The organism is Enterococcus sp. C65 (assembly GCF_040887165.1).
In the GTDB taxonomy this organism is placed as follows: domain Bacteria; phylum Bacillota; class Bacilli; order Lactobacillales; family Enterococcaceae; genus Enterococcus_B; species Enterococcus_B hirae.
The window spans coordinates 1-13,932 of record NZ_JBFOFG010000010.1 but is presented as its reverse complement, the minus strand read 5'-3'; the positions used below and the strand labels follow the sequence as shown (position 1 = coordinate 13,932).

At 32.5% G+C, this 13,932-nt stretch carries 10 protein-coding genes; all 10 read left to right on the top strand.

Annotation, left to right across the window (positions count from 1 at the left end):
- The first annotated feature begins 8 nt into the window (after window positions 1-8).
- Window positions 9-2,153, top strand: a complete 2,145-nt coding sequence (locus tag AB3I12_RS11305; protein ID WP_081248839.1) for a glycosyltransferase — start codon at window positions 9-11, stop codon at window positions 2,151-2,153.
- A gap of 29 nt (window positions 2,154-2,182) precedes the next feature.
- Window positions 2,183-2,992, top strand: coding sequence for an ABC transporter permease (locus AB3I12_RS11300; RefSeq protein ID WP_063627489.1), 810 nt, complete (start codon window positions 2,183-2,185; stop codon window positions 2,990-2,992).
- Between the two features lie 123 nt (window positions 2,993-3,115).
- The gene (locus AB3I12_RS11295) at window positions 3,116-3,871 is read left to right on the top strand and encodes an ABC transporter ATP-binding protein (RefSeq protein WP_081248837.1); all 756 of its coding nucleotides are present in this window, start codon (window positions 3,116-3,118) and stop codon (window positions 3,869-3,871) included.
- A gap of 16 nt (window positions 3,872-3,887) precedes the next feature.
- Entirely contained in the window at window positions 3,888-5,009 is a 1,122-nt protein-coding gene (gene wecB / locus AB3I12_RS11290) for a non-hydrolyzing UDP-N-acetylglucosamine 2-epimerase (RefSeq protein ID WP_063627488.1), read from the top strand.
- Between the two features lie 55 nt (window positions 5,010-5,064).
- Entirely contained in the window at window positions 5,065-6,123 is a 1,059-nt protein-coding gene (locus AB3I12_RS11285) for a hypothetical protein (RefSeq protein WP_155727580.1), read from the top strand.
- Window positions 6,124-7,079: 956 nt separating this feature from the next.
- The gene (locus tag AB3I12_RS11280; RefSeq protein ID WP_063627486.1) at window positions 7,080-9,089 is read left to right on the top strand and encodes a glucosaminidase domain-containing protein; all 2,010 of its coding nucleotides are present in this window, start codon (window positions 7,080-7,082) and stop codon (window positions 9,087-9,089) included.
- A 76-nt stretch (window positions 9,090-9,165) separates the two neighbouring features.
- The gene (locus AB3I12_RS11275) at window positions 9,166-9,342 is read left to right on the top strand and encodes a hypothetical protein (protein WP_155727578.1); all 177 of its coding nucleotides are present in this window, start codon (window positions 9,166-9,168) and stop codon (window positions 9,340-9,342) included.
- A gap of 447 nt (window positions 9,343-9,789) precedes the next feature.
- The gene (locus AB3I12_RS11270) at window positions 9,790-11,028 is read left to right on the top strand and encodes a glycosyltransferase (protein ID WP_196763500.1); all 1,239 of its coding nucleotides are present in this window, start codon (window positions 9,790-9,792) and stop codon (window positions 11,026-11,028) included.
- A gap of 16 nt (window positions 11,029-11,044) precedes the next feature.
- On the top strand, window positions 11,045-12,355 hold the full coding sequence (locus tag AB3I12_RS11265) for a nucleotide sugar dehydrogenase (protein WP_063627485.1): 1,311 nt from the start codon (window positions 11,045-11,047) through the stop codon (window positions 12,353-12,355).
- A 398-nt stretch (window positions 12,356-12,753) separates the two neighbouring features.
- Window positions 12,754-13,932, top strand: a 1,179-nt coding sequence (locus AB3I12_RS11260) for a toxin Cry1Ac domain D-VI-related protein (protein WP_368015660.1), incomplete at its 3' end; no start/stop codon positions are given.

Sequence of the window (13,932 nt, the reverse complement as noted above, 5' to 3'; positions counted from 1 at the left end):
AGTTATGCTTGCGTACTTTAAAAGTACTATTGTATGGAGATATTGATCTGAATTTTATGGATGGCTCAGCTGTTTGGCTTATTTCTATGGCACAGATGCTGACACAAAATCAAAATATTAAAGTAGATTTATTGATTAAAGCCCCAAGAAAACAGAAGTATTTGATTGAGGCATTAGATGACATACCCAATTTACATTTGATTGAGCCATATGCTAAAAAAGAACATTATCCATTCATTCCAAGTAATCGATTAGATGTAGAATCGGCTGTTAAAATTATGGATCGGTTAAATCAAGAAAATGCCTACCATTTGATTATCATTCGTGGACAAAATTTAACATTAGAACTAAGCAAAATCTCTTCTTTAAAAGAGAAAACAGTTCCGTATATCACTGATTTTCGTCATTCTGAAAATGAATCGACAAAGGAAGAAAGAAAAAATTTAAAATATATTTATGATGAATTTCAACATATCTTTCTTCAGACGAAAGAAACAAAAGGTGCCTTCCAAAAATTATTAAAAGTTGATGGACAAAAAGTTGTGCTATTATCCCCTATGGTTCCTAATGTAGAAGAGACACCTCAATTTCAAAATAAAAACAATCAATTGGTTTATGCTGGTAAATTTCATGAAGACTGGCATACAGAAGAAATCATTCAAGCTGCGATCAATATGGAGGAACGTCAAAAAGACATCAATTTTCTAATCATTGGCGATAAGTTTCAAGATCGATTAAGAGAAAAAGAAAATGTTATTCGAATTCGTAAACAATTAAATGAGCTAGAAAATATTGAGTGGTTAGGTGCCGTTTCAAGAAAAAGATCTCAAGAATTGATTAAAGCGTCAGATATTGGTATTGCTTGGAGAAGTGCCTATATTGACAATGATGAAAGTGTAGAGTTGTCTTGCAAGCTATTGGAATATGCTCGGATAGGAAAGCCGGCTATTTTAAGAAAAACGAAAATGCACGTGGAATTATTAGGCGAAGACTATCCACTTTATGCCAATACACCAAAAGAATTTGAAGAAAAAGTTCTTCTAGCTATTACAGATGATGCAGTGTATATCGAAAGTGCCCGCCAAATGTTTCAGGCAGTTCATAATTATACTTATCAAGCGGCGTATCATCGTCTTCATGATTTTTTATGGTCTCATCAAAAAGACAAGAAAAAAATTGTATTTGCGGGTCATGATTTAAAATTTGCGCGTATGCTTATTAGCTATTTTGAATCCAAACAAGAATATGAAGTAAGGATTGATCAGTGGGAAAACCATACGAAACACGACGAGGGACATAGTAAAAAATGCATAGAATGGGCAGACATTATCTTTTGTGAATGGGGATTAGGAAATGCGGAATGGTATTCACAAAATAAAAAGAAGAACCAAAAATTAATTGTTCGTATGCATTTCCAAGAAAAAGATTTGGTTTATCCTAGAAAATTCAATTTGGAAAATATCGATAAAATTATCGTGATTACAGCATATATGTATGAAGAATTTGCTAGAATCTTTGGTATTCCTAGACATAAGATGATTTATATTGATAATTTAGTGGATACAAAAGAGTTAACGATTCATAAAACAAAAGAGAGTAGTTTAAATCTAGGAATATTAGGTATATTACCTGCTCGAAAAAGACTTGATTTAGCCATTGATGTATTTGAAAAGCTATGGGAAAAAGACAATCGTTATAAATTATTTGTCAAAGGGAAACTGCCTCAAGAGCTACCATGGCTCATGGGTAGAAAAAAAGAGAAGGAATATTATGATCAGTTGTTCAATCGGATCAATTCAGCTCCTTGGCGAAAGAATATTATCTTTGATAAACATGGATCAGATATTGCTGATTGGTTCAAAAAGATTGGCTATCTCCTTTCGACCAGTGATTATGAAGGATCTCATGTAGCTGTTTCAGAGGCAATGGCTTCAGGAACAGTTCCTATTATCCGTAATTGGAAAGGGGCAGAGACGATCTATCCAGAAGAATTCATTCAACCGACAGTAGAAAAAATGGTTGAAAAAATTGAACAAGTTGTGCCTACGAAAGACTATAGAAATAGTCTAAAAAGATTTGCTGATCACAAATTTTCTAAAGAAGAAATCTGTGAAGAGATCGAAACGTTAATTGAAACTTTATATAAGATATAAGCCCATATAGTTTTAGGAAGTGATTAATAGTGAATAATATATGGGACAAAATAGAAAAAAAAATAAAATTATACCGAACGATCTATTACCTCTCGAAGTTTGAAAAAAGAACCATTTATAATGCTTTTAAAATTGGTTTATTATGGGACTTTCTAAACCCATTGATTCAAATCATGATTTATTACTTTGTTTTTAATATTCGATTAGGTAGTGATCGGTTCTTACATGATAATATTCCTTATATTTTTTGGTTAATTGGAGGATTAATTCCTTGGTTATTCATTAATGGAACAATTGTACAAGGGTCAAAAAGTATGCTGCAAAAAGTCGGGCTAGCCACTCGAGTAGGTTTTCCCAGTAAAGTGTTACCAATGATCACTTTGCACACTAATTTTAGTCGCTTTTTATTAATGCTTTTGATTTTCACTGGGTTGCTCGTGGTCAACCATGTGCCACTTACCTTTCATATTTTACAATTGTTTTATTACATTCCATTCATGATATTTTTTTTATATAGTCTGACTTTGTTACTTTCGATACTCACGGTTATTTTTAGAGATATGACGAATATCATTTCATCAATGATGAAAATATTATTTTATATGTCTGGGATTACTGTAGTGATTGATCGTGTACAAAATGGTTTGTTGGATCAAATTTTGATGTTAAATCCAGTTAATTATTTTATAGAAGGGATACGGTATTCATTTTTATCCACTCATTTATTTTATGAAGATAAAGGCATGATGCTGTTTATGATAACAAGTAACCTGCTGATTTATTTAACAGGAAATGTTCTTTATAAAAAATATCAAGAAAAACTATTTGAATATTTGTAAGAGGAGGAATTCTTACGATCACGATTAAACATGTGTATAAATACTTTCAAGTATGTGAAAAAGAAAAAAACAAAACGTCTAAAAATAAAATAAAAAAAAAAATACTTTTGTGCGCTTAATGATATCAATTTAGAAATAGCAAATGGCAGCTTTATTGGGATCATTGGTTTAAATGGCTCTGGTAAATCAACTTTATCAAATGTATTAGCTGGTATTTTAAAACCTGACTATGGTGAAGTAACCGTTAACGGTACGATTTCTTTATTAGGTGTTGTAGCTGGATTAAACCCTAATTTGACAGGTAGAGACAATATTTATCAAAAATGTTTGTATTTAGGCTATTCGATCAGACAAATCAAGAGAGTAGAAAAACAAATTATTGAATTCGCTGAAATTAATGGATTTATCGATGAACCAGTCAAAAATTACTCCGCTGGGATGAAGGCTAGGTTAGGTTTTGCTATTGCTATACAAAATAAACCCAATGTATTAATCATTGATGAAGCATTATCTGTAGGAGATGCAAATTTTTATGGGAAATGTCTGAATGAAATCAATCGATTAAATAAACTAGGTTCTACGATAATCTTTATTAGCCATTCACTTGCTCAAATTGAAGCGGTTTGTCACGAGACAATTTGGATCAGTGAAGGGAAAATTCAGCAAAGAGGGAAGACCGCTGAAGTCGTAAAAGCGTATAAATTGTATGTTGCAGAATATAAAAAAAGTGGACAAAAAATTTCTAAGCGATTATACGAGAAGGCTGAAATAAAAAAATATCCTAAAAATAGTGTGAAAAAATTAGAACAACTTGCTTTATTTGGAAGCTATACTTTATTACTGATTCTCTTACTTTATTCGCTTACTGCTATTTTTTAAAAAAGGAAGGACAGCAATGAAAAAAATAATGTGCGTGTTTGGCACAAGGCCAGAAGCAATAAAAATGGCGCCAGTTATTAATGAGATCAAAAAAAATAAACGATTCAATTTAGTGAATGTCATTACAGCACAACATAGAGAAATGCTAGATCAAGTGATTGAGTATTTTGATATTTCCATACATTATGATTTAAACATTATGAAAAAAAATCAAACGTTATCCTTAATCACTGCCTTAGTGATTGAACGTTTAGAAGAAGTTGTTGCTTATGAAAAACCCGACATGATTGTGGTACATGGGGATACTACTACTACAATGGCAGCAAGTCTAGTTGGGTTTTATAATCATGTCCCAATTGCTCATGTTGAAGCGGGATTAAGAACAAATGATTTATATTCACCATTTCCAGAAGAATTTAATCGCACCCTGGTTGATAAAATTTCAACTTTGCATTTTGCACCAACGAATCGCTCAAAAGAAAACCTGATTGAAGAAAAAATCGATCCTTACAAGATCTCAATTACAGGTAATACCTCAATTGACGCCTTAGATTTAACAATTAGTGAAGACTATTATCATAAAGTGTTGGATCAAGTGGATCCCAAAAACCAGTTTATTTTATTAACCACACATCGTCGAGAAAACTTTGGCGATACGCTAACATCTATTTTTCAAGTAGTTCTTGATATTGTAAAAAAATACCAAACAATTGAATTTATTTTTCCGGTTCATCCTAATCCACATGTCAGAGAACTGGCTTACCAGATGTTAGGGAATCACGAAAGAATTCATTTAATTGAACCACTTAGCGTTTTTGATTTTCATAATATTGCGAAAAGAAGCTTTATTATCATGAGTGATTCAGGAGGTGTCCAAGAAGAAGGTCCTTCTTTTGATAAACCGATTTTAGTTTTACGAGATGTAACGGAACGACCAGAAGGCGTGGAAGCTGGAGCGTTAAAACTTGTAGGATCAAACAAACAAAAAATATTTTCAGAGCTAGAAAGATTGATTAATGAAGGGGATTACTACCAAAAAATTTCTTCTGTCCAAAATCCTTATGGTGATGGTAAAGCCTCACAAAGAATTGTGGAAACAATGGAAGCCTATTTTGACCAGTTGGATCAAAGTAAGTAAAAATTATATGAAAAGAAGTTTCCTTATTGTTAATTATTATAGAAGAAAATTGGCGGTGAATGTTATTCTTAAAATTGATCAAGAATTATTGGATAAGCAGAGTTTAAAGATTGAATTTCATTTAGAAACCAATAAAGAAAAAAAATATGAATATAGTTATTATGTGTATCGAGATGGCAAGGTGACGTATAAAAAAGACAAATACAACTTACTTATCCCAAATTATTGTGAATGTCTAGAAATTCCCCTCATTTTTAGTGGGGCCTATCGTGTATTGATTTTTCTAAAAGAAGAAGGGAAAGTCATACAAAAAGTAAGTACGACAGAAAGAGTTTATGATGCTAGAAAAGTAACAGAAGTTTTTACAACATTTGAAAATGAGAAAGTATTTTTTCATGATATTCCGATAAAATATATATTTGAAAAACATAATCAATCCAATAAGCTAGCGATTATTTTCTCTGGGATTTATAAAGACGAATTTAGAGGAATAAAAGATGCAGCAAAATATAATTATATTCGAACATTAGAACCAATAAAAATCAATAAGCTATTTATTCTGGATAATTATTTTGGGAAATTTTGTTATTATTTAGGTGAAGATGGCAACAGTATATATGAATCTGCCACCTTAGCCTTGATTACCAAGATAATGAATCAGTTAAACATATCAAAAGAAGATGTCCTTACGATCGGCTCAAGTAAAGGTGGGACAGCAGCTTTATACTTTGGACTTAAATATAGCTATCCACATATTATTGTGGGTGCACCACAGATTTTTCCAGGAAAATATTTAAAAAACATCTTGAGCAAACGCTCTACATTTATTTCTAAACGACTATTTGAAATCATCAATGAAGAAGAACCATTTAGTTTTGAGCGTTTTAATCAATTGATTACGAATGAATTAATTATGTGCCATCATAAGCCCAATATTTCGATTCATATTGGTTCAGGAGATTCGTTATACCAGTCAGATATCCTTCCTTTTCAGAAGTTATGCATCAAACAAGGAATCAATCCAGTTATAGAAGTAAGTGATTATTCAGATCATGGGTTAACAGGAACTTATTTTTCTCCCTTCTTGCTTCGGCGTTTAGCGCAATTGTTATAATTTTAGAAGCTATTTAACAAGCTAAACTTAAAAACAATAGCTGGTTAGTTGGGTAGTCTAGCGTAGTATGAATCCTATAGATCGTTTATTTTGGGCATAATCATTTAGGGAATGGATAAATCAGCAATGATTTTTCCATCCCTTTTTTATTTTGGGTGTAACTGATCGTGACTTTTATGACTAATATTCCACCAACAAATGATAGAAAAGAGGGAGAAACTTCTAAAGAATTTTATCAAAAAACTTGTTTAGTAGACTAAAATTGGTTTTTGGTAAATATTTCTTGTATGTAAATCCAAAACCAAAAATAGTGCTCTTTGCCCCTTCTTTTTAGCTTCTTACTACATAAAAAAAATAATTCTTCTGATATAGTCTAGGAAAAGAGGAAGATTGATAAAAGATAAAAAGTATATATTTATGGGTTTCAAACAAGTTTATCATTTCTTTTTGGTCATCCACTAAAAAAGCAACGTAACATATACTAGAATTTTTTTACTAATCCTAAGTGATACAAAGTGACTTTTTTAGTCAAAATATTTAGGCACCTACTCTGACAAATTTAACATTGGTTCTTTTTGTCAAATTTTATGGAAAAAAACCGAATGTTCTGTAATTAAATCCCTATATATATATAAATCATGCCCACCATCCTTAGGGAGAGAAGATGGTAGGCATGATTTTTTAGGCAATGAATTAAGATTATGAGTGTTAGATTGTGAATAGGAAAATCTGAGAGAATATTTGTGGATGTCTCAATATTCATTACCTTAAAATAAAGTTTAACAAAAAAGAAAGACGGAAATAATTATTTTTATGAGTGATTATTAAAAAAAGAATAATGTGTGATAAAAAAAATCAGTATAATCGGCATTATAATGGAACGTATCGTTGACGTTTCGATAGATGAAATCATTCATTAACGTATGAAAAAAGAGAGGAGAGAGGAAAAAGAAATAATGAAAAGAGTAAGTAAAAACATTCAGCTATTAACCATTTCTTTTTTGATAGCACCGATGATTTTATCAACCCACGCCGTCCTAGCTTTGGAAAATAAAGAAACTCCTGAACAATATAGGTTGGCACAATCATCAACGGTAATAGAAAATGGTACAGAGACAGCAGATCAATTACCTAAAGTAACCATTACAATTGATCCTGAACTATTTAAGCGTATTCAACTAAAGACACAGGATGGACAAGTATTGACAGAAACAAAAGAGGGGGTGCTAGCAGTTGAATCAGGGACAAAGTTATCCTATACGATTTTATCAAATGAAACCCAAAAGCCAATCGTTCTTGCAATCCATGGAGGAGAAGAAATGGATGCAGGTGCGCAAACATTCGTAGTTGGAACAAAAAATATTTTTATTACCATTTTAACAGCATCCACTCCAGATATCCCTACAGAAGATTCTTCTAAGCCAAATGAAGAGGAACCAGTAACGGACTCTTCAACCAATGATTCAGAAGGTAAAGAGCCAGAGTCTTCAACCAATTCAACGACTGATTCAAGCGATTTTGCTATTGATCAAGAACAAGACAACCACACAGGATCTAGTGCGGATAATTTGCATCAATCAAAACCAGGAAATTCAATAAAACCTGAACAGCCTAATAGGGAAACTGCTGATCAAACAAATAATAGCAGGGAGACTGGCTTCAATAAGAATGCAACTACCCAATCACAAGTGCAGGTAAGTGGATCAATTGAAAGTAGAGCAGTGTTACCGAGTGAAAATTTCGTAACAAAAATACCAATAAATGAGCCAGTCCATACAAATACGAACACGATACAACAAGCAATTGTCCAAGAAGCCTTGAAGCATCTTGGAAAACCTTATATCTGGGGAGCCAAAGGACCGAATCAGTTTGATTGTTCTGGACTAGCGTATTATGTCTATATGCGAGCGGCAGGTTATTTTATTGGTACATGGACAGGTGAACAGCAATATGCAGGAACACAAATTCCAATTAGTCAAGCACAACCAGGTGATTTGTTTTTTTGGGGTTCCCCAACAGGTGTGACGACTCATGTGGGTATCTATTTAGGAGAGAACCAATTTATTCATGCCCCGCAACCTGGTGAAAAAGTAAAAGTAACTTCTATTTCTGAATATCCCCCAGATTTTGCTGTCCGGATTGGTTTGTCCAATCGGGGAACAATGGATGACTTTTTGGATCCTTCTATTCTCAATAATTTTAATGAGGAATTGACATTTACTCAAAATCAATCAACTACTGCTTTTTTAGAAAAAATTGCGGAAGAAGCTCGTGAAATCGGGCAAAAAGAAGGTATCTATGCTTCGGTGATGCTTGCTCAAGCCATCTTAGAAAGTGGTTCTGGTAATAGTGAATTGTCAAGAGAGCCTAATTATAATCTATTTGGTATTAAAGGAAAATATAAAGGAAAAAGTATTATATTTGATACCTTTGAACAAGATGAGGCTGGTAAAAATTATCAAGTGAAAGCCGAATTCCGAAAATACTCTTCATATAAAGAAAGTTTAGAAGATTATGCACAGTTGATAAAAGAAGGGATAGCCGGCAATGAAAGTTTTTACAAACCTGTGTGGAAATCTGAAGCTGATAACTACCAAGAGGCAACTAGTTATCTTCAAGGTCACTATGCAACAGACAAACAATATGCACAAAAGTTGAACAAAATTATCGAAACATATGATTTAACACAATATGATACGATGCGTAAAGCAGAAGAGAGCCAATTTTTAAACATGCCACTTACGGCTAATATTTTATCTCAGGAAGCTATGCTAAAAACAGAAAATGTAACTTATTACTTCCTAAGTAGTAAAATTCGTTCAATTTTTGATTTAAGATATTACTTTTCTTTAAAAAAGATCCCTGAACAACAACAAGTGACAACCATTAAGGCTAATGAGTTAACTTCGATCAGTCGAACGATCTTAAAAAAAATGTTTTTATTGCATTTGTTGTCGCAAAAATAACATCATTTTTTAGAAATTTGCTTTTAAGTTAAATGAGCGATTATTTATTGAGGGAAGTAAAAGGAAGAAATAAGAAATGATGTTAAGAATGTATATTAATTATTGGAAAAAGAGTTTCGATTATACGAGTAAGGCAAAATTAGTCAAGCTTTTTACTGCTTTAGTAGGAAATATCAGCATTATTTTACTACTTCTTCTAGCAGGATTAGCAGTATCAGTAACACATGAACAATTAGTTGTAAACATTACGTAGATCATTAGCGTTCTTATGATCTTACCAATAATTTCTTTAATCTACCGCTTGATGTAACATACTTCTAAAAAAACGATAGAATAAGAATAGATTGAAGCGATAAGCTAAATGAACAAAATGTTTAAGGAAAGTATAGCGACAAAAGAATAAAGAAAATATTGAAGAAATAAAGTGAAAAGAGAGGTTGTGGCAGAAGCGTATATCTCTAAAAAATGAGCCGAAGAATCCGAAGATAGTTTTTCCTATTTTTGGGATTCTTCGGCTTATTTTAAGCAGGAGTTACTTCTGGAGGTTAGTACATTGAATAAATATATAAACAAAATTTTTCTTCTACACTCGCTAGATCAATAGGATGTAGTGATTATTATTTTTTTTTTTTTCAGTTAAAAGGAAAAGAAATAGTAGGAAGAGATGACATTAAAATCTAAGTGGATGGAGGGAGAGAATATGAAAGAAAAATCGAAAAACTTTTTTAATTTAATACTAATTGTAACAATTGTAGTCATGGTGATTATTTTAAAACAATCAATAGACAAAAAGTATGAATGGTATATGGTATTTTTATCACTTAATTTTGTCTATTTATTATTTAAAATTATTACTTCCTATTTTTATCAAAAGCATGAAGGTGGTACCGCTACTTATAGTATTACAGCGATTGTCCCCTTTTATAATGAATCGGTTACTTCGATCACAAAGATGATTGAGTCACTAGAAAAGCAAACTGTTATAGTAGATGAAGTTATTTTTATTGATGATGGAAGCCATACGATGGAAGGATATGATTATTTACAACAGCTTAAACACCAGAGTTTAAAAATCATTGTTCATCGTTTTGAACGAAACAAGGGAAAAAAAGCAGCTTTGATGTGGGGAATCAAGCACGCAAACGGCGAGCTCCTATTATTATCAGATTCTGATAGTGAATTAGATCCAAGAGCTGTGGAAGAATTAAAAAAGCCTTTTGATGATCCTAAGGTAGGGACGGTTTGTGGACAAATACGGGTTAGAAATTACAATCATTCTTTCTTAACGAAGATGCAACGATTTATCTATTTCAATGCGTTTGAAGTAGGTAGAGCTTCTCAAAGTTTATTCAACCATCTTGTCGTTGCTTCGGGTGCATTAAGTATGCATAGAAAGAAAGTATTCGATGAGCAATCATTGGAAGTTTTAAAGAAAAGTAAGTTTTTAGGAATCAATTGTACGACCGGAGACGATCGATTGCTGACAGATATTACCAATCAAAAAAATTACCGTTCGATTTACCAGAATAGTGCGATTTGTTATACGGATGTTCCTGAAAAGGTTACGAAATATTTTAAACAACAAGTTCGCTGGTTAAAATCTGGGTATTTACAATCATTATATTCTATCAGACATTGTTGGAAGAAACCACTATTACTTATCTACCAATTACTTGAATCCTATTTATGGCTGATGAATTTATCACTCACCCTTATTTTTGTTGATTTAACAAATTTTTTACTTAGCCAACAATTAGTTTTTGTATGGATGGCTTACCATTTGCTAGTTGCTTTGATCGGATCAATGAAAATCAAAAAACTAGGTATAATGAACTATTTTGTTTCAATTATTTATAGTTTTGTTTATGGATTAATTCTTGTAGGGTTAAGAATTTATTCATTAATAACGATATGGAAGACTGGTTGGAGTACCAGATAATTAATAGGAGGAAGCAATGAAAAAAGACTTATTAAAAAAAATTGAATTGAAAACAGCTAAGATTGGTATTATCGGTTTAGGATACGTCGGATTACCATTGGCGATAGAGTGTGCCAAAAAAGGATTTCAGACGGTAGGATTAGACGTAAATGATGAAAAAATCCAGTTTTTATTAGCAGCAAAAAGCTATGTAGATGACGTTAAAAATCAAGAAATCGAAAGAGTATTAGCAACCGATAAATTTGTTCCTTCAAATGATTTTTCTCTAGTGAAAGACTTAGAGATCCTTGTGATTTGTGTCCCAACACCTTTAGATGATCACTATCAACCCGACACAAACTATATCCAACATGCGGGAAGTTTGATTACCAAATTTTTAAGTAAAAAGAGTGTAGTTATATTAGAATCTACTACTTATCCAGGAACTACCAGAGAATTATTAAAGCCCATTCTCGAAGCCTCTGGCAAACGCTGTGAACAAGATTTTTACTTGGGCTTTTCACCAGAAAGAGTAGATCCCGGCAACAAAATGTACACAACTAAAAATACGCCTAAAGTAGTGAGTGGTATTGGTACGGATGCTTTAGAAGTGATTGAAGCTTTTTATAAAGAGGTATTGGAAACAAAGATCCATAAAGTTTGCACACCTGAAATTGCTGAAATGGAGAAGCTGCTGGAAAACACGTATCGAAATATCAATATTGGTTTGATCAATGAATTAACAATGTTATGTGAAAAAATGCAGATCAACGTTTGGGAAGTAATTGAAGCGGCAAAAACCAAGCCCTATGGTTTTCAAGCGTTTTATCCAGGTCCTGGACTAGGTGGGCATTGTATTCCTTTAGATCCTTATTACTTATCGTGGAAAGCCAAGGAACAAGGATTCCATACATCAATGATTGAAAGTTCAATGTTAGTAAATAACAATATGTCAAACTACATTGTTTCAAGGATCACTAAAATATTAAACAAAAGAAAAATCACGCTTCACGATAGCAAAATATTATTATTAGGTATGGCGTATAAAAAAGATATTTCTGATTACAGAGAAAGCCCAGCGATTGATATCATGCTCAAGTTGCAAGCAGAATTTGCTAACGTAGATTTTTATGATCCCTATATTCAAACATATGAACATCACTCAAAAAATTATCAAGGATTAACGTCATTGGATGAAGAACATTTGGCACATTATGATCTAATCGTGATCACTACCGATCATTCCACTGTTGATTATGCAACGATCCAAAAGCATGCGAAAATGATTTTTGATACAAGAAATGCGACAAAATGCATTGAAGATAAAAGTAATATTGAATTACTGTAAAAATAAAGACGAATGATAATACACAGCTGACTTATTTAATGAGATTAGAGCTTTTTGTAGCTCTAATCTTTTTTTATTATTAAAAAATCAAATGAGTCATTTGTCGCTTGTTTTTTCACTTATCAATAGTGATAACAGCAATAATGAACATACTTATACTGGCAAAAATCTTATTAGAAAAAATGATTTATGATATGTGGACTTTTTTTAATGAGTCAAAAAAAATAATAATAAGGTCAATAAATAATTTTATAAAATGATATTACGATCCTAGGTTTAGCTAAGGAATACTTAGGATGATTGAATAAGTTATTTGTTTAAAGGGGGAGGTTGCTTAAACGAATTGATTGTTGAGTAAAATAAATGATGAGATAACTTTTAAGAAGGAGAAATTTTTAATGAGTAAAAAGAAAAAGAATTTATCTAAAAAGAAAAAAATGAAGAAAATTCTTTCTACTTCAACGACAGGGCTAGTCTTATTATCTAGTTTAGCTAATCCGCTCGTTACTTTAGCTACTACGGAAGAAAAATCGGCACAAGAAACTGTGTCGTCATCAACAGAAAACAAGCAACTAACAACAGAAACGAATGATCTACTTCAAAAGACGATTACTTCTAGTGAAAGCGAAAGTTCACAGCAACAAGTAGAGAATCAAACAGAACAAACGACAAATAGGTCTGAAGAAAAGCAAACAGAACAAACTATCGATAGTTTAGAAGAAGCTCTGACGCCACAAGCTGAGCCGAAAACAAGTAATTTTGCAAGGGAAGCACAAGGAACCAGTGAGATTCAATTAAGGACTCAAGAAAAAACTTATATGCGTGTGTCATTTGCTAATGGACAAATCACTTTTCATATAAATGCAGGACGGCCTAAAGAAGGCTACTATGGAACGTTAGCTGAAGTAAGGTTTTTAAGAAATGGTGCTGAACAATATCTTAAACAAATTATAGGACATACACAGTATCAGGATAGTGTAGTCACATCTAACGTTCAGGAAGGGGATGTTCTTCGTATTACGAAGTCTCCTAAAACAGAACTTGTAAATCAACCAGCCCTACTTCCAATTCAACGTGACGAATACACTTATGTAGTCACAGGAGGAAAGTTACTTGAAATTTCACAAGTTGCAGAAAACGCTGTTAAAGAACTTTATGAAAATAATGAGCAAACGATTGTCAAAAAAACGCTGTTACAAACGGATATTGACAATGCGCGAGAAAAAGTCAATGTACTACCAGATGGCGAAATAAAAGCAGGTTTGCTGGCAAAGGTTGATCAAGCCTTTAATGGCTTGCAAGAAATCCAATTAAAAGGTTATGATAATCGGTTATTTTCTCGAATGACTGTGACAAACGGTAAATTAGTGGTACGAACAGAAGAAGGTAGACCACATCCTTATTTTGAAGAAGACTACGCTGAAATAACAGTCCGACGTGGGGAACAAAATGTTTATTATTTTGGATATTATGGTAATGAAGTATATACTGCGGAAACAGCAGAGGTTGGCATACAAGATGGCGACATTGTCACCGTCATGAAAAAAGAAGCGGATCAAGCTCGTTTTGTTGTCAAC